We start from the raw sequence: 22,147 nt of genomic DNA on the forward strand, positions 1-22,147 counted from the left end.
GGGTCTGAGATGGCACAGGATCTGGCAACCGGCGAGACCCGAGAAGACGACCGCTATGAATTGGACAAGAGCACGGTGCGCGCCATCGTGGAGGCCGCCGAGGCCGGGGATGCCGCGCAGCTCTCCGAGCTGATAGAGCCGGTCCACGCCGCCGACTTCGCCGACCTTTTGGAGCAGGTCGAGACCGACGAGCGCGAGGCGATCCTGCGCGTCTATGGCACCGAGTTCGACGGCGAGATCCTGACCGAGATCGACGAATCGATCCGCGAGGAGGTCATCGAGGCCCTGGAGCCGGGCGTGCTTGAAGACGCGGTGCGCGATCTGGAATCCGACGACGTGGTCGACCTGATCGAGGATCTCGACGACGCCCAGCAAGAGACGATCCTGGACGCTCTGGAGGATGACGACCGCGCCGTGGTCGAGCAGGCGCTGGCCTATCCTGAGACCTCCGCCGGCCGCCTGATGCAGCGCGAATTGGTCGCCGGGCCCGAGCATTGGACCGTCGGCGACGCCATCGACTATCTGCGCGCGCGCGACGACCTGCCAGAGGATTTCTATCACATGATCCTGGTGGACCTGGCCTTTAAGCCCACCGGCTACGTCACCCTGGGCAAGCTTCTGGGCCATAAGCGCGAAGAGAAGCTGCTGGATATCACCGAGGACAGCTTTAAGACCATCGAGGTCACCGAGGACGAAGGCGAGGTCGCCTATGCCTTCAACCAGTACCACCTAATCTCGGCGCCGGTGGTGGACCATAACGGGCGGCTTGTCGGCGTGATCACCATCGACGACGCCATGATGGTGCTGGAGGACGAGGCCGAGGAGGACATGCTGCGACTGGCGGGTGTGGGCGAGGAATCGAGCCTTGCCGACCGGGTGATCGCCACCACCAAGCGCCGCTTCCCCTGGCTGGCGGTGAACTTGGTGACGGCGGTTTTGGCCTCGCTGGTGATCGCGGTCTTTGAGGACGCGATTGCGCAGTTGGTGGCGCTGGCGGTGCTGATGCCCATCGTGGCCAGCATGGGCGGCAACGCGGGCACGCAGTCGCTGACCGTGGCGGTGCGCGCGATCGCGACGAAGGACCTGACGGGCTCGAATGTCTGGCGGGTGATCCGCCGGGAGGCCCTGGTGGGGCTGGTGAACGGCGTGCTCTTTGCGCTTGTGATGGGCGCCGTGGGCTATGTCTGGTTCGGCTCTTTCGCCCTGGCGGGCGTTATTGCCATCGCCATGGTGATCAACCTCGTGGTCGCAGGGCTGGCGGGCGCGGTGATTCCGGTGGCGCTGGACCGGATGCGGATCGACCCGGCGCTGGCCTCGGGCGCGTTTGTGACCACGGTGACCGATGTGGTGGGCTTTTTGGCCTTCCTCGGCCTGGCCGTTCTGGTGCTGCTATGATGAGCAAGGACGCCGCACGCAAGGCCGCCTTTGCGCGCCGCAAGCCGGCCCATGGCGCGGGGCTCGACGCGGCGGCGCAGAGGCATCTGCGCGATTGCCTATCGCAGCACCGCGGCAAGCCGCTGGCGGGTTACATGCCGATCCGCACTGAAGTCGATCCGGTGCCGGTCATGGCGGATTGGGACGGGCCGGTTGGGGTGCCGGTGATCCAGGGCGCCGGCCAGCCCTTGCTGTTCCATCGCTGGACGCAAGGCTGCGACATGGTCGAGGGGCCCTTTGGGGCGCGGGTCCCCGCCGCGCAAGAGCCCGTTGTGCCCCAGGTGCTGATCGTGCCGCTTGTGGCGTTCGATGCGCGCGGGTTCAGGCTGGGATATGGTGGCGGGTTCTACGACCGCACGCTGGAAGGGCTGCGCGCGCGCGGCCCTGTCGTGGCCATCGGCTTTGCCTTTGCCGCGCAAGAGGCCGCAGAGCTACCATTAGAGCCAACCGATCAGCCGCTGGACGCGATGGTCACCGATGCGGGCGTGACCTGGTTCTAGGCGCCGCCTAGCCCGGGTCGGGGATGCCAAGCTCGGCCCGTTTCCTCTTTGAGATCCCCGCAGCCACCAGATGGTAGCTCGCCAGAATATGCGCCCTAAGCTCGTCATCGCTTAGCCCCGGCGCGGCGTAGTGCTGCATCCATTTCAGCCCGCGCGAGGCCAGATAGGGCGCGGGGCGAATGCCTGGCATGTCGCCCAGAACCTCCCAGGCGAGGTCCGAGACCTTGAAGGTGAAGGCGTCCTGTTTGTCCGCCCAGCCGCAGACGGCAAAGAGTTTCGGGCCGACTTTCCACACGTCGGAATTGCCCCATTGCACCACATGGCTGGTGGCGGGCAGGCCGCCGCAATAGGCGTTGAACTCGTCACGCGTCATGAGCGGCCCGGTTTGACAATCACATCACGCCGCCGGATATCTCAACGGCCTGGCCGTTGGTGCTGCCCGAGCCCGGCCCGCAGAGCCAGGTGGCCGCCGCGGCGACCTCATCGACAGTGATCAGCCGCCCATGCGGGTTCAGCCCGACCATCATCTGGCGAGCCTGCTCCTCGGAGACGCCCGCGCGCTGCGAGATCGAGACCACATTGCGGTCGATGATCTCGGTTTCCACATAGGCCGGGCAGATTGCGTTGAAGGTGATGCCCTTGCCCGCGAAGTCCTGCGAGAGGGATTTGATCAGCCCAATCACGCCGAACTTGCTGGCCGAGTAGGCCGGCGCGCCCTTCAGCCCCTTGATCCCCGCGATGGACGAGATGGCGATCACCCGGCCCCAGTCCAGACCAGACATCGACTGCATCGCGGCGCGGATCGTGCGATACGCCCCATCGAGGTTGATCGACATCATGTGCCGCCAGAACTCTTCGTCGGTCTTGAAGATCGAGCGGCCCTCGGCCACGCCCGCATTGGCCACGCAGATCGCGATGGGGCCTCTTGCGGCGACGGCCTCCTCGGTCGCTTGCTGGACCTCCTCGGCGGTCGCCACATCCATGGCCAGCGAGTGCAGCCCCGGCGCGTTCTGCGCGGCGGCCTCAAGCACGCCTAGGCGCCTTCCCGTGATCGTGACCTGGGCGCCTTGCGCCGCCAGGGCCTGTGCGACCGCCAGGCCGATTCCGGTCCCGCCGCCGGTGACCAAGGCGTGCTTTCCCTCTAGCATGGGCTCTCCTCCTAAACCGCGCGGTCACAATGGAGCGGCGCGCGAAAATACACAAACACTCCGCGCCCAAGCGCCTATTGCATGCACACGCATACCGAAGAAGCCACAAAACAAGGCCCTTGCGTCAGTTTTCCGTAACGTCGTTGCTTGTGATTTTGCGAAGGAGAGGTTAACACCCGTCGTTCAAAAGCGGCCAATTTCGGCCTGTTAGCGCCCAAACACGGCCAAATCATTGAGGGGGGATTCGCGACGTGAAGATCGGTACGCCAAAAGAGAGTTTCGAGGGCGAAGCACGTGTCGCCATGACGCCGGACAGCGCGCTTCAATTGCAGAAGCTGGGCTATGAATGCGCGATTGAAACAGGTGCGGGCCAGGCCGCCGGCTTTTCGGATGCGAGCTACAAGGACGCGGGCGTCGAGGTGGTCAAGACCGCCGCCGCGCTCTGGAAGGGCGCCGACATTGTCGCCAAGGTGCGCCAGCCCGATGCCGCCGAGCTCAAGCGCCTGACCAAGGACAAGACGCTGATCTCCTTCTTCAACCCCGCGGGGAACGAGGACGGGTTGAAGGCCGCCAAGAAGAAGGGCGCCAACGTCATCGCGATGGAGATGGTGCCGCGCATCAGCCGCGCCCAAAAGATGGACGCGCTGTCGTCGATGGCCAACATCGCGGGCTACCGCGCGGTGATCGAGGCGGGCAACAATTTTGGCCGCTTCTTCACCGGGCAGATCACCGCGGCGGGCAAGGTCCCGCCGGCCAAGGTGCTGGTTGTGGGCGCCGGTGTGGCGGGGCTTGCCGCCATTGGCACCTCCACCTCGCTGGGCGCGATCACATACGCCTTCGACGTGCGCCCCGAAGTGGCCGAGCAGGTCGAGAGCATGGGCGCCGAGTTCGTCTATCTCGACTTTGAGGAGGACGCTCAGGACGGCGCCGCCACCGGCGGCTACGCCTCGGTGCAGTCCGAGGAATTCCGCAACGCGCAGCTGGCCAAGTTCCGCGAGATCGCGCCGGATATCGACATCGTCATCACCACCGCTTTGATCCCGAACCGTCCCGCGCCCAAGCTCTGGCTGGCCGATATGATCGCGGCGATGAAGCCGGGCTCGGTGATCGTGGACCTCGCCGCCGAGCAGGGCGGCAACGCCGAGGGCACGGTGAAGGACGAGAAGATCGTGACCGAGAACGGTGTGACGATCGTGGGCTATACCGATTTCGCCAGCCGCATGGGCGCGCAGGCCTCCAGCCTCTACGCCACCAACATCCGCCACATGATGACCGACCTGACGCCCGAGAAGGACGGCCAGATCGTGCACGACATGGAGGATGACGTGATCCGAGGCGCCACGGTGACCTACCAGGGAGATATCACCTTCCCGCCGCCGCCGCCCAAGGTGCAGGCCATCGCCGCGCAACCCAAAAAGGAAGTCAAAGAGCTCACGCCCGATGAGATCCGCGCCCAAGAGGCCGCGGCCTTCCGCGAGCAGACCCGCAACCAGGTCGCCCTGCTGGGCATTGGCGGGGCGCTGATCCTGCTGGCCGGGCTTTATGCGCCCGCAAGCTTCATGCAGCATTTCATCGTCTTCGTGCTGGCCGTTTTTGTGGGCTTCCAGGTGATCTGGGGCGTGGCGCATTCGCTGCACACGCCGCTGATGGCGATCACCAACGGGATCAGCTCGATCATCATCGTCGGCGCCTTGATGCAGATCGGCTCGGGGAACTTCCTGGTGATCCTGCTGGCCGCGCTCAGCGTCTTTATGGCGGGCATCAACATCTTCGGCGGCTTCGCCGTCACGCGTCGCATGCTTGCGATGTTCCAAAAATCATAAGACGGGGTAGGTCATAATGGATTTCGGATTTACCACGGCCGCCTACGTCGTTGCGGCTGTTCTTTTCATCCTCGCCCTGGGCGGGTTGTCGAACCAGGAGAGCGCCAAGCGTGCGGTCTGGTACGGGATCGTGGGCATGGGGCTGGCGGTCTTCGCCACGCTTGTGGGGCCCGGCGGCGGGCTCTGGTGGCTGTCGATCATCCTGATCGCCGCGGGCGGCGTCATCGGCCTGCAATTGGCGGGCCGGGTGCAGATGACCCAGATGCCAGAGCTTGTGGCGGCGATGCACTCGCTGGTGGGGCTCGCGGCGGTTTTCGTGGGCTTTAACGCGCATTTCGTGATCGGCCAGATCGGCGCCACGCTGGACACGGAGAGCCTGGGCAACTTCGCCAAGCTGGTGGCCAAGAAGGACGCGGTCGAGATCAATATCCTGCGGGTAGAGCTGTTCCTGGGCGTCTTCATCGGCGCGATCACCTTTACCGGGTCGGTCATCGCCTATGGAAAGCTTGCGGGGCGGGTGTCCTCGGCGGCCACGAAGCTGCCGGGCGGGCATTTGCTGAACGCGGGCGCCGCGGCGCTGAGCGTGATCTGCCTCTTTTGGTACCTGAATGCGGGCGGCTTCTTGCCGCTGTTGCTGATGACGCTGGCGGCGCTTTTCATCGGCTATCACCTGATCATGGGGATCGGCGGGGCGGACATGCCCGTGGTGGTCTCAATGCTCAACAGCTACTCAGGCTGGGCGGCGGCGGCGATCGGCTTCTCGCTGGGCAATGACCTGCTGATCGTGGTGGGCGCGCTGGTGGGCTCGTCGGGGGCGATCCTGAGCTACATCATGTGCAAGGCGATGAACCGCAGCTTCGTGAGCGTGATCCTGGGCGGCTTCGGCGGCCCGGCGGGCGAGCAAATGGCCGTGGAGGGCGAGATGATCGCCATCGAGGCCGACGGCGTGGCGACCAGCCTCAACGAGGCCGACAGCGTGATCATCATCCCCGGCTACGGCATGGCGGTGGCGCAGGCGCAGGCCGCGGTGGCGGATCTTACGCGCAAGCTGCGCGCCAAGGGCAAGTCCGTGCGCTTTGCGATCCACCCCGTGGCGGGGCGCTTGCCGGGGCACATGAACGTGCTTCTGGCAGAGGCCAAGGTGCCCTACGACATCGTGCTGGAGATGGACGAGATCAACGAGGACTTCCCAGAGACGGATGTGGCCATCGTGATCGGGTCCAATGACATCGTGAACCCGGCCGCACAGGACGATCCGAACTCGCCCATCGCGGGGATGCCGGTGCTGGAGTGCTGGAAGGCCAAGCAGGTGTTTGTGTCCAAGCGCGGGCAGGGCACGGGCTATTCGGGCATCGAGAACCCGCTGTTCTTTAAGGAGAACACGCGGATGTTCTATGGCGATGCGAAGGCCTCGCTGGACAAGCTCTTGCCGCTGATCGACTAGTGCGAGCGGATGGCATAACGGCCTTCGATCTGCCAGAGGACGCCTACGAAAGGGGGGACGCGGACTTTCTAGCGCGCATTCGTGAGCATGGTTGGACCATGACGAATGTGTTCACCGACGCGTCGGGCCCTGGGTTTTCGTACACGACGGGCTTTGACTACTCCAAGCGCGGGCCAGAGGTGGTGTTCTTCGGTCTGCCCCCGGACGCGGGCAGTGACATGGGCTGGACAATCTGGGAGTTCTTAGAGGCGCAAGACACGCTGCCTGTGGGTCGCTTTATTGACGGGATCCTCACCGAGTTACCGGTGGTTTTCTTGCCTGTGCCCAAGAAGAGGTATGCGGAACATTTGGGTTGGTCGAGGTGGTTCTACGCCGGTGACGCGTTCGACTGCCTACAGATGGTCATTCCCGATGCGTGCGGGAAGTTTCCTTGGCAGCCCGGGGTGGATGCCACGCGCATTCCGGAGCAGACGGACCTGACAGAGAGAAATTGGCTGGGCCATCCTCCGGAAGCAGCGTAGTTACGTGTTCTTCGGCAAGAGTTGATCTGACGGAACTAACGAGCGGCGCACGCACCCGCCGCATAATGTCGCCTCGCTTGCCTGCGGGCGCCTCAGCGCCATATGCTGAAGCGGACCGCAAGGAGGTGAGCGATGCGATTGCGACGCCGGGACGTTTTGGCAGGGGCCGTGGCCATGGCGGCGGTGCCCTCCTTTGCAAGCCCCATGCCGGTGCTGCGCGCCGCCGCGGGGACAGCCCAGCTCGCGCCGCCCGAGTATGACCCCACGCCGATCTGGGGCTATGACGCGGCGGTGCCGGGCCCGGAAATCCGGCTGGCGCAGGGAGCACGCCTGACGCGGCGGCTGCTGAACGAGCTGCCGCAGCCCACCTCGGTCCACTGGCATGGCATTCGCATCGAGAACGCAATGGACGGTGTCGTCGGCATGACGCAAGAGGCCGTCCCGCCGGGTGGCAGCTTTGACTATGACTTCGCGCTGCCCGACGCGGGGACCTACTGGTACCACCCGCATCACCGCACCTGGGAGCAGATGGCCCGCGGGCTCTACGGTCCGCTGATCGTCGAGGAGGCCCAGCCGCCGGAGGTCGACGAGGAGCTGGTGCTGATGCTGGACGATTGGCGCTTTGCGGCGGACGCCACGCTGCATGACAGCTTCGGCGCGCCGCATGACTGGGCGCATGCGGGGCGGATCGGGAACTGGGTGACCGTCAACGGAAGGCCGGACTGGCAGCACCGCGTCGCGCAGGGCGCGCGCCTGCGGCTGCGGCTGATCAACTGCGCCAACGCGCGGATCTTCCCCTTGGCTCTGAGTGGGATGCGCGCGCATGTGGTGGCGCTAGACGGGCAGCCCGTGGAGCGGCCCTACGCGGTGTCCGAAGTCACGCTGGCCCCGGCGCAGCGCTGCGACCTGATCGTTGATGTGACCGCCGCCGCGGGCGGCACCGCGCGCATCACCGAGCGGGATCGTGAGGGCGAGTTGGCGCTGGCGGACTTCCCGGTTGAGGGCGTGGCCCGCAGCGCCGACTTGGAGCCGCCCGCCGCCTTGCCCCCCAATGCGCTGCCTGAGATTGGCGCGCTGGATGGCGCGCAGGTGGCCCAGATGCGGATGCAAGGCGGGGCGATGGGCGGGATGCTGAGCGCGGAACTGAACGGCACGCGCCAGGATATGCGCGCGCTGGCGGGGCAGGGCGCGTTCTGGGCGCTGGAGGGCGTGGCGATGCTGGCCGAGGCGCCGTTCCTGCGCGCGGCGCTCGGCGAGACGGTGCGGATCGCGCTGCGCAATGACACTGCTTGGCCGCACGCAATGCACCTGCACGGGCATCACTTCCGGCGGGTGGACAGCGGCACGCCGGGGCCCTGGCGGGATACGCTGCTCTTGGACCGCCGGGAGAGTGCCGAGATCGCCTTTGTTGCAGACAACCCAGGCAAGTGGCTCTTCCATTGCCACATGCTAGAGCATGCCGCGGGTGGGATGGTGACCTGGATCGAGGTGGGCTGAGGGCGCCGCAGGCGGGTTATCGAGCGTGCCGAAGGCACTCCGTCTAAAGGCGAACTACTCGGTTTCGTCACCGATCGACGAGGCCCACATTGCCTGTGCGCAGATACGGAATTCCCCTCGCGGGCTGGCCCTTTGATGCTGGTCTGAGAAAGGAGACTTCCAATGCCACAGCCAGTTCACACCAAATACGCCACCGCCGAGTTGTTGGAATTCCCGCCTCAGATCGCGCTGCGGGTGATGCTCGCGGGCGCCGACACGGGCGGCGCGATTGCGGTCTTTGAGGACGTGGTGCAGCCCAGCGTAGGGCCGGGGCGGCACATCCACCATGGCGAGGACGAGACGTTCTTTGTGCTCGAAGGGCGGTTCGACGTCGAGATTGACGGGGTGCGACACCATGCGGGGCCGGGCGACGTGGCCTTTGTGCCGCGCGGCTCCGTGCACGCCTTCCGCAATGTGGGAGACGCCGAGGGGCGTCTGCGCTACGCCTTCACGCCCGCAGGCGATGTCGAAGCCATGTTTCGTGCGATGTTCGATGCGGCTGATGGTGGCGTCCCGTCGATGGATGACATGGCACGAATTGCGCGCGCGCATGGTCAGGAGTTCGTGGGGCCGCCGTTGGAGCCATAGGCCGTCCTGCGGCAGTCGCCGAAACGGTGAGAGTTGCTTCTCCCGGTCCACACGTTTTCGCGTTCTATGACGATGGGGGCGGTCTCAAACAGAGCACGTGGAGGAGCCCCGGTCGTGGCCGCTAGGGCAGGTTCTCGGCCACATACATCTCGATCACCAGCTTCTCCTCTGGGCCGGGCCTGCCCTCGCAGGCCGCGATCATGGCCTCTGTCGCCAGCCGCATCATGCTGCGGGTGTTCTGGTGCAGCGCGAGGTTGATCGTGCCATCCGCCAGGGCCTCTCGGACCCGGGGCTCGAGCTCATGCACGATGGCGACGATGTCCTTGCCCACGCCGGCCTCTTGCAGCGCGTCGATCACGCCAATGCTGCCGCCGGCGATGGAATAGACCGCGACCAGATCGTGGTGCTCGCGGATCATCTGCGCCACAAGCTCTTGGTTCTCGTGGTTTCGGCTGTGGCCCTCGGCAGCAGGCAGCACACGCAGGCCGGGCCGGTAGAGCGCCATCGATTGCGTGAGCCCCATATAGCGCTCGATATGGTCCCGAATCTGGTTGGAGCCGGTGATCACGCCGACGGTGCCAGTGCTGCGCCGCACCATCTGGTCCAGCATGCGGCCCGCGGTCCGCCCTGCGGCGACGTTGTCAAATCCGATGAAGCTGCTGCGCCTTGACGAGGAGACGTCCGAGACGATGGTGCAGACCTGCACGCCTTGATCCACCAGCCGATTGATCTCTTCGCGCACGCCGGGCGCGTCGACGGCGAATAGGCACACCGCATCGGTCCGCTGCGGGTCGACATCGCGCAGGGCGTTGATGGTGCCTTGCCCGCTGCTGAGATCGATATAGCCGATCGTCAGGTTGATCTTCGTGTCGCGCAACCTGGATGCGGCCCAATGTGCATTGGAAATGATGGACTGCTGAAAGTAGCTCTCCAGGGCGGGCACAAATGTTGTGAACCGAAATTTGCGCTGCGCGCCGTCGATTGCAGATAAGGCATTCGGCGCGAGGCCTTCTATCTCTTGCAGGGCCTTTTGAACTTTTGCACGCGATAGCGCGCTTACACCGCTTCGACCATGTAGTACACGATCTACGGTGGCTGTGCTCACGCCAGCGCGTGAGGCAATTTCAGAAACACTTGGTCTACGTGGCATGTTTTCAATCGCTTTTTTGTCCATAGTGTTCTGATTGTTGTTGGGAGTTCCAACGCTAATCTGGGGGCATTACATCATTTCGCCCGCAATACGATGTGATTGCATCACTTTGTGGCGTGGAGACCCCAGACCTAACGGTAAGCCGGCCCAAAGACCTCCCGGCTCATCGAGCCCCGTCGGCCTCAAGCCAGGAGCCCGGTGCCAAACCATCCAGGTTCCAAACCCCGACGCGCCAGCGCACCAGCCGCAGGCAGGGAAAGCCAAGATGCGCGCACATGCGGCGCACCTGGCGGTTGCGGCCCTCGGTGATGGTGATCTCGGCCCAGCTATCGGGCACGGATTTGCGGAACCGCACCGGCGGGTCGCGCTCCCAGAGGTCGGGCGGGTCGATCAGCCGCGCCTGGGCGGGCAGGGTCGGGCCGTCTTTAAGCGTCAAACCACGGCGCAGCGGCTCCAGGTCCGCCTCCTTTGGCGCGCCCTCTAGCTGCACCAGATAGGTCTTCTCGGTGCGGGCCCTGGGCGAGGTGATCCGCGATTGCAGCTTGCCATCATCGGTGAGCACCAAGAGCCCCTCGCTGTCGCGGTCCAGCCGCCCGGCGGCATAGACCCCGGCGGGCAGGCCGAACCCTGATAGGGTGGGTCTCTCGGTGGGGCTGCGCGCGTCGGTGAACTGCGACAGCACGCCCATGGGTTTGTTGAAGAGGATCACGCGCGGCATGCACCGCAGCTAGCACGGGATCCCCCGCGCCGCTATAAGGCCTGTTGTGCAAATGCGCCAAAAACATGGGGGGTAGGGATGGTGAAGCTCGCAGAGCAGGACGTGCTGACCACCGAGGTCCTGACCTGGCAGGGTCTGCACCTGTTCCATTTCTGGGGCTCGTCCTGCTCGCAGAAGCTGCGGATTTATCTGAGCTTGAAGGGCGCCGCCTGGACCGGCCACGAGGTTAACCTGCCAAAGCAAGAGAACTTCTCCACCTGGTATCTGGGCATTAACCCGCGCGGGCTGGTGCCCTGCTTGGTGGATGATGGCGCGGTGCATATCGAGAGCAACGACATCCTGCTGCATCTAGAGGATCGCCTGGGCGGCCCGCCCCTGATCCCGGATCGCGCCCGGATCGCGCAATTGCTGCGCCACGAGGACGATCTGCATCTCGACCTGCGCACGATCACCTTTCGCTACACGCGCCTGCCCGGGCCCGTCGGCAAATCCGCCGAAGGGCTCGACAAGTATCGCGCAGGTGGCAGCGGCACGGTCGGCGGGGCCGAGGACGGCGCCAAGGCGCGGGAGATCGCGTTTTGGCAGAGCGCCGCCGAGCAGGGCATCACCGATGCGGCAGTGCGCGCCGCGGCGGGCAGATTTCGCGCCGCCCTGAACGGGTTGGAGGAGCGCCTGCAGGGCAGCCAATACTTGCTGGGCCACGCGCTGAGCCTGCTCGACATCGCCTGGTATGTCTACGCCCTACGGCTAAGGCGCTGCGGCTATCCCCTGGCGCAATTGCATCCACGTGTCTCGGGTTGGTTGGACAAGCTGCACGCGGAGCCGGGTTTTGCCGATCAGACGGTCCTGCTGCCCGAGTTGGCGAAAATTGCGGCGGAAAGCCAGCGCTTGCAGCACGAGCGCGGCACAGCACTGCCGCAGCTGATGGGGGTGGAGGGTTGATCTTGGCGCCAACCGCCCGCACGGAGCCGGAGGCGAGTACGGGCTCATAAAGCGTGCGCAAGGCGCACTCATTTTAACAAAGGCGCGCTAACTCTTGCCGCGCCCGGGTTGGAAGCCCACAATCCGGTTTGCGTTCTCATCCTGGCTCGAGCGCATCTCGGCCAGGGCCTCGCGGAAATGCCCCGTGTCCAGAGCCAGGGCATCGCCCGGCGACAGCGCCTCGGTCGCCACCTGCACCGAGCGGTGCACCCATTCCGTCAAGAACGCCTGGGTGGCGCCGCGGCTGTCCTCCACCAATGCCGCCATGTCCAGTTCGCTGCTGTCGTAGCCCTCAAGCTGTTTGCGCAGGAACACCTCGCGGATATCCGCCCCTGGCGCGCCCATGAAGATGCATTGGCTGATCCGGCCCGGGCGGTCCTTCAGCGCCGCCTCCATCCGGTCCAGCGCGTTGGTGGTCATCACGATAGAGACCTCTTCGTCCGGGCGCAGCCCATCCATCTGGTCCATCAGCTCGCCCAAGTTCGAGCTATAGAGGTTCACGTCCCGCGACGAGAACATCAGATCCGCGTCCTCGATTAAGATTACCGCGGGCTGCAAGAGCCGCGCCAGCGAGAACGCCGCGCCGACATTGCCCAAGGCGCTGCCGGTCAGGAAGATGCGCGTGGTGTCGGGCATTCGGTGGCAGATATGGCGGCAGGCATAGGTCTTGCCCGTGCCCGGCGGCCCGTGCAGCAGGATGCCGCGCTTGGTGGGCACGCCGTGCTCTTTCAGGACCGCGCGGCGCTCTGACAGCGAGATCATGTTGCGCTCTAAAAGGCGGATCTGGTCCTGGCTGAGCACGATCTGGTGCTCCTCGACGGTCTCTATCCCCGAGAAGGTCACATGCAGCTGCTCCATCTTCTCGACATCGCCATACTCGTCCTTGGTGCCCGCCTCGTAGCCAAGGCTGATCACCTGGTTGCGGTAGATGGAGTTCGCGCCGGCATCGCTGATCAGCGCCTTCAGCACCGCCTCGCCGCCGGTGCCGGGAGAGACGCCCACCTCAAGCTGGGCGTTGCGCTGGAAGGCGTCAAAGCGCAGCCGGAACGCCAGGCGGCGCTCATGCCCGGGGGTGAAGGCCACCCAGAAGCGGTCGCGCGCAATATGCTCCTCCTGGCCCGCGCCGACCTGCCAGGGCATGCGGTCGGGCTTCACCAGGTCGCGCGGCTGGTACTGGTTGCCGGGGCTGTGCAGCAGGTCGGTCAGGGCCTCCGGCGCCTGGCTGTCGATCACATGGCGGGTCTCGTATTGCGCCACGCGGCGCTCGATGGCGCGGTAGAGATCGACGAAGCGGTAGCTGGGCAGCGAGGCGGTATAGGCCACCATGACCTGCGCCCCGCGCCCCAGCAGGCTGCGCAAGGTCTCGTCAATGCGGTCCGACTTCCAAAACATGCTGCCCCCAATGGCGATTGCCCTGTAATAGCCGCACCAATCTCAACAGCGCTCGAGTTGTCAACGGGATGGGCGGAAAATTCGAATAAATGGCGCGTTTGACTTCGGTGTTTGGCATGGAGTGGCGTTGAGGATCTACCGCCCCGTGCTTGAACCGGGGCCTCCACCTTGAACCAAGCACAACGCGGGCAGCGGCCGACCTGGAGGTCGCTTGCGCATCAGGTCAAGCAATCACATCGCCTCTGGAAATCGCAACGTTTCGACTAGATGCGCGGTTGCAAAAGCGGCCTCCTGGGGGAGGTCGGCCGCTGCCCGAGGCAAGCTCGGGCGGTTGCATTTCTTGAGTCCCGCTGCATCTGGTGTCGGCAAGCGTTGATGGGGCGGTGCGCTTGAAGCCCAACGTCCACTCCAAACCAGGAACCATCCATTACCGCGGCGGTACCACCTCATAGCCCGGCTCCTCGGGCTCATCGTCCACCATCTCCGCCGGAAAGCCCGGCGCGCGGATGTCCAGCCCGGTGGGCTCCTCGTAGCGCTTGATGATGTTGGGCGACAGCTCGCGCGGGCCGTAGGCCTCGATGGCCTCTTGGAACATTTCCACCAGCCGCGGCGACAGCGCCAGGGGCACGCCGTTCTCCTGCGCGATCTGATCGAAGAGCCCGATATCCTTCAGCACCAGGTCCATGGTGAAGTTGATGTCGCGCGAGCCGTTCAGGATCACCTGGCTCTCGGTCTCATGCACGAACGAGTTGCCAGAGCTGATCCGGATCGCCTCGAAGGTGGTGTTCAGGTCCAGCCCCGCCGCCTTCATCGTGGTCAGCGCCTCTGCGAGGCTGACGAGGTTGATCGTGGCCAGGTAGTTGGTCATGACCTTCAGGACCGAGGCGCTGCCGACCTCGCCGGTATGCAGGACGCGGCGGCCCAATGTGGTCAGCACGGGCAGGGCGGCCTCGAAGGTCTCGCGGGTGCAGCCGGCGAAGATCGAGATGTTGCCCGTGGCCGCCCGGTGGCAGCCGCCGGAGACGGGGCAGTCTATGGCACCCGCGCCCGTGGCGGTCACCAGCGCGGCGATGCGTTTCATCTCGCCGGCGTCCGTGGTGGACATCTCGGCCCAGATCTTGCCGGCGCTCAGCCCTGCGATCACCCCGTCCTCGGCCTCCATCACCGCCGAGCATCTGCTGGGCGAGGGCAGGCAGGTGATCACCATGTCGCAGCCTTGCGCCATCTCGCGCGGGCTTTCCGCCCAATCCGCGCCCTGGTCCAGGAAGGGCTGCGCGGCGTCTCGGTCCAGGTCGCGCACCACCAGGTCGTGCCCGTTGCGCAGGATCGACCCCGCAAGCTTGCCGCCCACATTCCCAAGCCCGATGAAACCGATGCGCATGACGTCCTCCCAGTATGCGAATGTATTCATTTTTACAGGGGGTTGCGCGGTGCGTCCTATCTGATTACGGCACTTGGGATGTCGCAATTGGCGTCAGGAGAAGGGGGCTGAATTGGTGCAGATCGAAGACCATCCCTCGCGCTATGCGTTGGCCAATGAGCTGCACGCCCGGCCTTTCCCGTCGCTGGCGGCCCCCGCGCATGCGGCCTTCTTGGCCCTCAAGCGGCAGGGCGTCAACGGCGCCCAGGACCGGGCCGAGGACCTCGCGCATCTGATCCAGCTCTTGGACCGCTTCGGCGCGCCGCACCCGCAACCCGATGCAACGCATTACTTTGGCGACCTGGGGCCCTTTCGGTTGAAATGGGAAAGCCATACCGAGTTCGTCACCTACACCGCCTTTGTCGGCGGCGTTGCGGATCGGCCCTTTGACAAGGCGGCGATGGATGTCTTCCCGCAAGATTGGCTGGCCGACGCGCCGGGGCTGCGGATAACATCCGCGCTGGTTCGCATCGAGGAGATGCCGACAGAGCAGGAGCTGGCCGAGCGCTTTGCGTCCTGGTTCGTGTCGGAGAGCCTGGTGGTCAGCCATGTGCTGGATGCGGCGGCGGTGATCGCGGGCGACTTCCGCATTGATGCCGGCGGCAACACCCGGTTCGCGGTGTTCGTAGACCCGGCCACCGGGCCGCGCCGGGTGGGCCGCATCGTGCAGCGCATCTGCGAGATCGAGACCTACAAGACCATGTCGATGCTGGGGCTGGAACGCGCCCGTCGCATGGGCGGGCGTCTGGCACAGATCGAGGCCGCGCTGGAGGAGCTGACCGGCGACATGGCCAGCCAGGCCACGGCGGCGGATGAGACGCTCTCGGCGCTGCTGGCCATCGCCTCGGAACTGGAGAGCCTGCTGGCGCAGTCCAGCTTCCGCTTCAGCGCCACGCGCGCCTATGAGGCGATCGTGGTGCAGCGGGTCGAGGTTCTGCGCGAGGCGCGCTTTGAGGGGCGGCAGACAATCCGCGAGTTCATGATGCGTCGGTTCGATCCGGCGATGCGCACGGTGGCCGCCACCGAGGCACGGCTGAACGCGATGTCATCGCGGGCCGCGCGGGCAGGGGACCTGCTGCGCACGCGGGTGGATGTCGAGCGCTCGGCGCAGAACCAAGAGCTCTTGGCCTCGATGGACCGGCGCGCGGACACCCAGCTTAGGCTGCAGCGGACCGTCGAGGGGCTCAGCGTCGTGGCGATCAGCTATTACGCGGTCAACCTGGCAAGCTATGCGCTCTACCCGCTTGCGGCGAGCGCGGGGCTGTCGAAACCGATGACGACGGCGGCGCTGACACCGGCGGTGATCCTGGCGGTGTTCCTCTTGGTGCGCCGCATCCGCCGGGCGATGAAATAGGGGCGACGCCCGCAAGGGCGGATAAGCCGCCCCGCTAGCGCCCCCGAATGCGCGGATCCAGCGCGTCGCGGATGCCGTCGCCCATGTAGTTCACCGCCAGCACCGTCACCGAGATCAGCGCCCCCGGCCAGATCACCCTTTCGGGGTAGAGCACCATGCGGTCCACGCTGTCGCTCAACAGCTTGCCCCAGGTCGGGAAATCCGGGGGAAATCCGAGCCCCAGAAAGCTCAGCGCGCTTTCCGTGATGATTGCGGCGGCGATGCCCAGCGTGGCGGAGACCATGATCGGCGACATGACATTCGGCAGGATGTGCCGGGTGATCATCTTGCTGTCCTTGGTGCCGATGGAGCGCGCGGCCAGCACGAACTCGCGCTCCTTTAGGGCCAAGACATCGCCACGCACGATGCGCGCGGTCTGCATCCACGAGGTGAAGCCTACCAGCCCCACAATCAGCACGAATATCCCGCCCTCGGGGCCGAACCGTGCGGCCAAGCTCTCTCGGAACAACAGCACGGCCACCAGCGAAAGCGGCAGAAGCGGCAGCGACAGCATTAGGTCGGTGAACCGCATCAGCGGCCCGTCAAGCATCCGCGAGTACCCCGCCACGACGCCAACGAAGGTGCCCACCACGATCGATACGATCATCGCGGCAAGCCCCACCGCGATCGAGATCTGCCCGCCCGACATCAACCGCGCCAGCTGATCCCGCGCCAGGTTGTCGGTGCCAAGCGGGTGCGCCCAGGAGGTCTTGGCCGTGCTATCGACGAGCGCGACATAGATCGGCCTGAAGTCCCGCGCCTTGATCATTTCAACGGTCGGCGGGACATATTGCGGGTCCGTCGTCCAGACCAGCGGGCCCAGATAGACCGCCGCGATAATCGCCAGGAACGTAATCGCGCCGATCAACGCGCCGCGATGCCGCTTAAACTGGTGCCAGACGTCGCCCCATTGGCTGCGCGATGCGCCCTCCGAGCCCGCCAGTCGGTCCACGGTTTGCTCAGTCATAGCGTATCCTTGGGTCTAAGATGCCATAGAGAATATCGGCGATCAGATTAAAGAGCACGATCAGAACGGCGAACACGAAGGCCAGGGTCTGCACCATGGGCAGGTCGTTCGCCTGAATCGCGGTGATCAGAAGCTGGCCGATGCCGTTCACCTTAAAGACCACCTCGGTGATGATCGCGCCGCCAAAGATGTTCGGGATACCCAGCGCGATCACGGTCACCACGGGGATCATCGAGTTGCGCAGCACATGCACCAGCACCACGGTCTTCTCGCCCAGCCCCTTGGCGCGCGCGGTGCGCACGTAGTCCTGGTTGAGGTTATCCAGCATCGACGCCCGCATGAAGCGGCTGATCTGGCTGGTGATCTGCAGCGCCAGCACCATCACCGGCATGACCATCTGCAAGAGCTGCTTTTTAAAGCTCGCCCAGTCGTTCACCACCAGCGTGGTGTCATAGATCGACGGGAACCAGCCGAGGTAGACCGAGAAGATCACGATCACCAGCACGCCCGAGAAGAACGGCGGCACCGAGAAGCCCACCATCGTGATGAAAGTGCCGATATTGTCGAAGATCGAATACTGCTTGTAGGCGGAGTACACCCCGACCGGGATCGCGATCAGGATCGCCACGACATAGGCCGTGCCCACGACCCAGAGCGTCTGCGGGATGCGCTGGGCAACGATATCCATCACCGGAGAGCGGGTCTGCCACGACATCACCCGGAACTGGCCGTCGGTGATGGAGGTGCCGAACATGTAATCGACCAGCACCAAAGGCTCGACAACCATGAACTGATAGAGCCATTTCGGGAAGCTGATGTAGATTGGTTGGCCCACGCCCATCGCCGCTTTCCAGCTTGCGCAGACATCGGATGGCATGGTGAGCGGGCAGACCGGCTCTGCAGGCGATAGCTCTAGGATCAGAAAGATCACCAGAGATATGAACAGAAGCGTCGGGACCGCCAGGATCAGCCGTCGGATCGTGAAGGTTAGCATTAAGCGGCGCCTTGGGTCAGGTCTCTGCGGGAGAATTGGAAGGGTAGGATGGGGTTGTACCCCATCCTACGTTTCTTTTAGCCGTCGATACGGTACCACTCGTGGACGTTCCACAGCTGAGTGTCCCAGACGTTCAGGGCCACCCCGCCGAGCGAGTTCGAATGGGCCGAGATCGTACCACGGTGGGTCAGCGGGATCATCATACCGTTCCCGATGGCCATGTCGTTGAGCTCTTTGCCGATACGGGCCCGCTCGTTCAGGTCCGCGGTGTTGGCAAGCTCCTGCCAGAGCTCGTCAAACTCCTCCATGCAGAAGCGCGTGACGTTCGAGCCCTGCCACTGGCTGGCCGGGCTAGGCGCTGCGGAGCATAGCCCGTTGCCCAGATAGGCCTGCGGGTCGGTGCCGGAGAAGTTGTTGGTGTACATCTCCACATCCGCATAGAACTTCTGGAACGTGTCGGGCGAGCCCGGGTCGCCGCCGAAGAACACAGACGCGTTGATGTTGCGCAGCTCGGTCGAGACGCCGATCTCTGCCCACCAGCTCTTGATCAACGCCTGGTAGTCCTGGCGGACAGCGTTGGTCGAGGTCTGGAAGAGCAGCTTCATCGGAACGCCGTTGGCCTCGCGGATGCCGTCGCCATCGGTGTCCACGAACCCGGCCTCGTCCAGCAACGCATTCGCGCCAGCAATATCCTGCGTCGAGCAGTCAAAGCTGTCGGAGTTGAACGCCGCAGGCGCCGGGACCCAGTTGCAGGTGACCTGACCGCCTTCGCCATAGCCGACCTCGGCCAGAAGCACGCGGTCGATGGCCAGCGAGAGCGCCTTGTAGACGGCGGGCTCTTGCAGGAACGGGTGCGGGCGCACCACGGCGCGCTCGTCCGGGCCAAGCGCCGGGTCGGGGTTGGTGTGGTTGAGCATGATGCGCTCGACCGATGTGCCGAAGGCCGCGACGGCTTGCCTTTGCCGCCAGCGGCCATCTGCTTGATCACATCGGGGGCAAGCTGAAGGTTCCAGGCGTAGTCGTACTCGCCCGTCTCCATCACCGCACGACCCGCCGCGGTGGCGTCGCCGCCGCCCTTGAAGACCACGCGCGAGAAGGCCGGCTGACCCTCGGTGCGGAAGTTCTCGTTGGCTTCCATGATGATCACGTCGTTGGGCTTGAAGTCGACGACCTTGAACGCGCCGGTACCAATGGGACCAAAGTTCGCTTCGGTGCATTCCGGTGCCGCAGCACCCAAGCAATCGGCGAATTGCGCGGCCTGGATGACCGGGCTCTCATAGCCGACAAACGGGATGTAGGGGTTTGGAGTGGCGGATTTAAAGTTCACCACCACGGTCCGATCGTCCGGTGTCTCAACCGAGGCCACGTTCTCGAATTTAGGACCCTGGGCGCAACCGCTTTCGGGGTGCGTGCAGTAGTCATAGGTGAACTTGAAGTCGCCGGAGGTCAGCGCCGAGCCGTCCGACCAGACGATGCCTTCCGCGATTTTCCAGGTGATCGACGTTTTGTCTTCGGACACGCCGCCGTTTTGGACGGTCGGGATATCTTCCGCCAGCCAGGCTACGATCGCGCCATCGGGATCAAACCGTGCGAGGCTTTCGATCACCAAAGAGGCGCTTTCGAGGTCCTTGGTGCCGCCGGACAGATAGGGGTTCAGAATCGATGGCGCTTGCCAATAGATGATCCTGACTTCACCGTCGCGACCGCGCTCGCCCTCATGCCCGTCGGCGAATGCCATCGGCGCAAGTGCGAGGGCCGATACGGCACCCATCATTGCTGTAGTTTTCTTCATCTTCCTCTCCATGTTGTTATTCGGTTCGGACCGGCGACAAGGTCAGCCTTGCCGCGCATGTGATTGGGATACAAGGCAATCGTCAAGTTGGGGCTCTGCGCCTTCTCATTTGTGGTTGCACGTCATTGTCCGAACGCATGCAACTGATGTCAGTCCAATTCTTAACCAATTGCAAGCCTGTGACCGCGAAAGTGGCTAAAAAAAAATCAGATGCACGCTGGTTGCGCAGAAATAGGTCAACATGTTTGACAAGTCCCGGCCACTCAACCTAGCTTTCACCGAAACCTGATGAGGAAATGCCATGCTCGACGACCCGCTTGTCTCGATAGAAAACCTTCGAGTTGAATTTGAGACGAATGAAGGCACCGTCGTGGGGGTCGAGGACATCTCGTTCGACATCAAACCCGGCGAGACGGTCTGTGTGGTGGGCGAAAGCGGCTCGGGCAAGTCGGTGTCCTCGCTGAGCCTGATGCGGCTGGTCGAATTCGGCGGCGGCTCCATCGCGGGCGGGCAGCTGATCTTTGATCCGGACGGGAACGGCGGGCAGAACCTGGCCGAGACCGAAGGCGATCTAATGCGCACCATCCGCGGCAATAAGATCGGGATGATCTTTCAAGAGCCGATGACCGCGCTGAACCCGGTCTTCACCGTGGGACGGCAGCTTACCGAGGGGCTGCGCGTACATAAGGGCCTGTCGAAGGCCCAGGCCGGGGCCCGCGCGATCGAGCTGCTGCGCCAGGTGCGCATCCCCGAGCCCGAGCGGCGCCTCAACCAGTACCCGCACGAGCTTTCGGGCGGCATGCGCCAGCGCGTGGTGATCGCCATGGCCCTGGCCTGCGAGCCGCGCCTGCTGATCGCCGACGAGCCGACCACCGCCCTGGACGTGACCATCCAGGCCGAGATCCTGGCCCTGATCGACCGGCTCAAACGCGAGACCGGCACCGCCGTGCTATTTATCACACACGACATGGCCGTGGTCGCCCAGATGGCCGACCGCGTGGTGGTGATGTTCCGCGGCAAGAAGGTCGAGGAGGGCACGGTCGAAGAGATCTTTGCCAATCCGCGCGAGGAATACACCCAACAGCTTCTGGCCGCGGTGCCCAAGCTTGGCGAGATGACGGGCAAGGCGCATCCCGAGCCGATGCAGATCCCCGGCGAGGACTTCCGCGAGGCGGCGCCGGTGCGCCCGAAATCCGACAAGGTGATTCTAGAGGTCGAGAATCTGACCACGCGCTTCTCGGTGAAGGGCGGGTTGCTGCGGCGGACTGTGGCGAATGTGCATGCCGTCGAGGACGTATCCTTTGCGGTTCGCGAGGGCGAAACGCTGAGCCTTGTGGGCGAATCGGGTTGCGGTAAATCGAGCTGTGGCCGCTCTATCTTGCGCCTGGTCGAGCCGCATTCCGGAAAGGTGCGCGTAGACGGGTGCGATGTGGTGTCGATGTCACCAAACGCGCTGCGGGACGCGCGGCGCGACATGCAGATGATCTTTCAGGATCCCTTCGCCTCGCTGAACCCGCAGATGACCTTGATGGCGCAGGTGGCCGAGCCCTTGCAGAACTATGGCACATCAAGCCCGCAAGAGATCGCAACGCGGGTCGAGCAGCTTTTTGACCGGGTGCATCTTCCACGGTCGTTCATGCGGCGCTTTCCGCACGAGCTTTCGGGGGGGCAGCGGCAACGCATCGCCATCGCGCGGGCCTTGGCGCTGAATCCCAAGCTTATCATCGCCGACGAGGCGGTGTCGGCTTTGGACGTCACCGTGCAGGCGCAAGTTCTCAACCTCTTGCTGGAGCTGCAGAACGATCTGGGCATTGCGATGCTCTTCATTAGCCATGACATGGCGGTGGTCGAGCGCGTCAGCCACCATGTGGGCGTGATGTATCTGGGGCGGATCGTCGAGATCGGGCCGCGTGCCGCGATTTTTGAGAACCCGCAGCACGCATACACAAAATCTCTGATGTCCGCCGTGCCTGTCGCTGATCCGACGCGGCGCAAGAGCGAAAGAGAGCTGAACTTTAAGCCAATCCCCTCACCGATCCATCCCATCGGCTACACGCCGGAGCCGTCGGTTTATCGCGAGGTCTCTCCGGGCCATCAGGTGTTGGTGACGGAAAGCGGCTATTAGGATCTGGCCGCGAGTCTCGTGTAAAGACTTGTTATTAAACTGTTTTTGGGGAGGTTTACGGTTTGTTAACCTCCCGCGTTACCCCCTCCCTACCGCCCTTGATCCTTGGGCGATTCGGTGAAGATATGATGAACAGTGGATGAGTTCGCCGCGCGCAATATGGCTTGCCGCAACCGACCCATGCAGGTCAAATCGCAAAGAAACTCGAAGGAGCCGCACCG

At 64.4% G+C, this 22,147-nt stretch carries 18 protein-coding genes and 1 pseudogene; 10 read left to right on the forward strand and 9 right to left on the reverse strand.

From position 1 onward, the window contains the following. Positions 1 to 9: 9 nt before the first annotated feature. Positions 10 to 1,395, forward strand: a complete 1,386-nt coding sequence (gene mgtE, locus AIOL_RS06495; protein ID WP_049642238.1) for a magnesium transporter — start codon at positions 10 to 12, stop codon at positions 1,393 to 1,395. After that, positions 1,392 to 1,934, forward strand: coding sequence for a 5-formyltetrahydrofolate cyclo-ligase (locus tag AIOL_RS06500; RefSeq protein WP_049642239.1), 543 nt, complete (start codon positions 1,392 to 1,394; stop codon positions 1,932 to 1,934). The genes mgtE and AIOL_RS06500 overlap by 4 nt, the downstream gene beginning before the upstream one ends. 7 nt (positions 1,935 to 1,941) lie before the next feature. On the opposite strand, the gene AIOL_RS06505 is transcribed toward AIOL_RS06500, so the two are convergent. Together AIOL_RS06505 and AIOL_RS06510 are read right to left on the reverse strand one after the other, a co-directional pair. Continuing rightward, the gene (locus AIOL_RS06505; protein WP_049642240.1) at positions 1,942 to 2,307 is read right to left on the reverse strand and encodes an MmcQ/YjbR family DNA-binding protein; all 366 of its coding nucleotides are present in this window, start codon (positions 2,305 to 2,307) and stop codon (positions 1,942 to 1,944) included. Between the two features lie 19 nt (positions 2,308 to 2,326). Then, entirely contained in the window at positions 2,327 to 3,082 is a 756-nt protein-coding gene (locus AIOL_RS06510) for an SDR family NAD(P)-dependent oxidoreductase (protein WP_049642241.1), read from the reverse strand. Positions 3,083 to 3,333: 251 nt separating this feature from the next. On the opposite strand from AIOL_RS06510, the gene AIOL_RS06515 reads away from it, so the two are divergent. The 5 genes from AIOL_RS06515 (at position 3,334) to AIOL_RS06535 (ending at position 8,994) form a co-directional block, all read left to right on the forward strand. Continuing rightward, complete coding sequence (locus AIOL_RS06515; protein WP_049642242.1) at positions 3,334 to 4,905, forward strand: Re/Si-specific NAD(P)(+) transhydrogenase subunit alpha; 1,572 nt, start codon at positions 3,334 to 3,336, stop codon at positions 4,903 to 4,905. A 16-nt stretch (positions 4,906 to 4,921) separates the two neighbouring features. Continuing rightward, complete coding sequence (locus AIOL_RS06520; protein WP_049642243.1) at positions 4,922 to 6,349, forward strand: NAD(P)(+) transhydrogenase (Re/Si-specific) subunit beta; 1,428 nt, start codon at positions 4,922 to 4,924, stop codon at positions 6,347 to 6,349. Beyond that, positions 6,349 to 6,870: a DUF4262 domain-containing protein gene (locus AIOL_RS06525; RefSeq protein ID WP_049642244.1), complete on the forward strand. Its 522-nt coding sequence runs from the start codon at positions 6,349 to 6,351 to the stop codon at positions 6,868 to 6,870. Before AIOL_RS06520 ends, AIOL_RS06525 begins: the two co-directional genes overlap by 1 nt. Before the next feature lie 132 nt (positions 6,871 to 7,002). Then, the gene (locus AIOL_RS06530; protein WP_049642245.1) at positions 7,003 to 8,367 is read left to right on the forward strand and encodes a multicopper oxidase family protein; all 1,365 of its coding nucleotides are present in this window, start codon (positions 7,003 to 7,005) and stop codon (positions 8,365 to 8,367) included. Positions 8,368 to 8,529: 162 nt separating this feature from the next. Beyond that, positions 8,530 to 8,994: a cupin domain-containing protein gene (locus AIOL_RS06535; protein ID WP_049642246.1), complete on the forward strand. Its 465-nt coding sequence runs from the start codon at positions 8,530 to 8,532 to the stop codon at positions 8,992 to 8,994. Between the two features lie 121 nt (positions 8,995 to 9,115). Here the strand turns inward: AIOL_RS06535 and AIOL_RS06540 are convergent, their stop codons facing one another. Next, entirely contained in the window at positions 9,116 to 10,168 is a 1,053-nt protein-coding gene (locus AIOL_RS06540; RefSeq protein ID WP_082152451.1) for a LacI family DNA-binding transcriptional regulator, read from the reverse strand. A 139-nt stretch (positions 10,169 to 10,307) separates the two neighbouring features. Next, the gene (locus AIOL_RS06545) at positions 10,308 to 10,862 is read right to left on the reverse strand and encodes a pseudouridine synthase (RefSeq protein ID WP_049642248.1); all 555 of its coding nucleotides are present in this window, start codon (positions 10,860 to 10,862) and stop codon (positions 10,308 to 10,310) included. Between the two features lie 78 nt (positions 10,863 to 10,940). On the opposite strand from AIOL_RS06545, the gene AIOL_RS06550 reads away from it, so the two are divergent. Then, the gene (locus AIOL_RS06550; RefSeq protein ID WP_049642249.1) at positions 10,941 to 11,804 is read left to right on the forward strand and encodes a glutathione S-transferase family protein; all 864 of its coding nucleotides are present in this window, start codon (positions 10,941 to 10,943) and stop codon (positions 11,802 to 11,804) included. Between the two features lie 87 nt (positions 11,805 to 11,891). On the opposite strand, the gene AIOL_RS06555 is transcribed toward AIOL_RS06550, so the two are convergent. Both AIOL_RS06555 and AIOL_RS06560 read right to left on the reverse strand, forming a co-directional pair. Next, positions 11,892 to 13,235, reverse strand: coding sequence for an AAA family ATPase (locus tag AIOL_RS06555; RefSeq protein ID WP_049642250.1), 1,344 nt, complete (start codon positions 13,233 to 13,235; stop codon positions 11,892 to 11,894). Between the two features lie 427 nt (positions 13,236 to 13,662). Next, positions 13,663 to 14,616, reverse strand: a complete 954-nt coding sequence (locus AIOL_RS06560; protein WP_049642251.1) for an NAD(P)-dependent oxidoreductase — start codon at positions 14,614 to 14,616, stop codon at positions 13,663 to 13,665. Positions 14,617 to 14,728: 112 nt separating this feature from the next. On the opposite strand from AIOL_RS06560, the gene AIOL_RS06565 reads away from it, so the two are divergent. Beyond that, entirely contained in the window at positions 14,729 to 16,009 is a 1,281-nt protein-coding gene (locus AIOL_RS06565) for a DUF3422 family protein (protein ID WP_049642252.1), read from the forward strand. Between the two features lie 34 nt (positions 16,010 to 16,043). Here AIOL_RS06565 and AIOL_RS06570 read toward each other — a convergent pair whose 3' ends face one another. The 3 genes and pseudogenes from AIOL_RS06570 to AIOL_RS06580 all read right to left on the reverse strand — a co-directional run bounded on the left by AIOL_RS06570 (position 16,044) and on the right by AIOL_RS06580 (position 19,801). After that, a complete protein-coding gene (locus tag AIOL_RS06570; protein WP_049642253.1) occupies positions 16,044 to 17,015 on the reverse strand; it encodes an ABC transporter permease in 972 nt (323 codons plus the stop codon). Further along, positions 17,008 to 18,009, reverse strand: a complete 1,002-nt coding sequence (locus tag AIOL_RS06575; RefSeq protein ID WP_049642254.1) for an ABC transporter permease — start codon at positions 18,007 to 18,009, stop codon at positions 17,008 to 17,010. The genes AIOL_RS06570 and AIOL_RS06575 overlap by 8 nt, the downstream gene beginning before the upstream one ends. Before the next feature lie 77 nt (positions 18,010 to 18,086). Continuing rightward, positions 18,087 to 19,801, reverse strand: a pseudogene (locus AIOL_RS06580) (peptide ABC transporter substrate-binding protein). A 301-nt stretch (positions 19,802 to 20,102) separates the two neighbouring features. On the opposite strand from AIOL_RS06580, the gene AIOL_RS06585 reads away from it, so the two are divergent. Continuing rightward, the gene (locus tag AIOL_RS06585; RefSeq protein ID WP_049642255.1) at positions 20,103 to 21,926 is read left to right on the forward strand and encodes an ABC transporter ATP-binding protein; all 1,824 of its coding nucleotides are present in this window, start codon (positions 20,103 to 20,105) and stop codon (positions 21,924 to 21,926) included. The last annotated feature ends 221 nt before the right edge of the window (positions 21,927 to 22,147 follow it).

The organism is Candidatus Rhodobacter oscarellae, assembly GCF_001078595.1.
Classification (GTDB): domain Bacteria; phylum Pseudomonadota; class Alphaproteobacteria; order Rhodobacterales; family Rhodobacteraceae; genus Rhodobacter_B; species Rhodobacter_B oscarellae.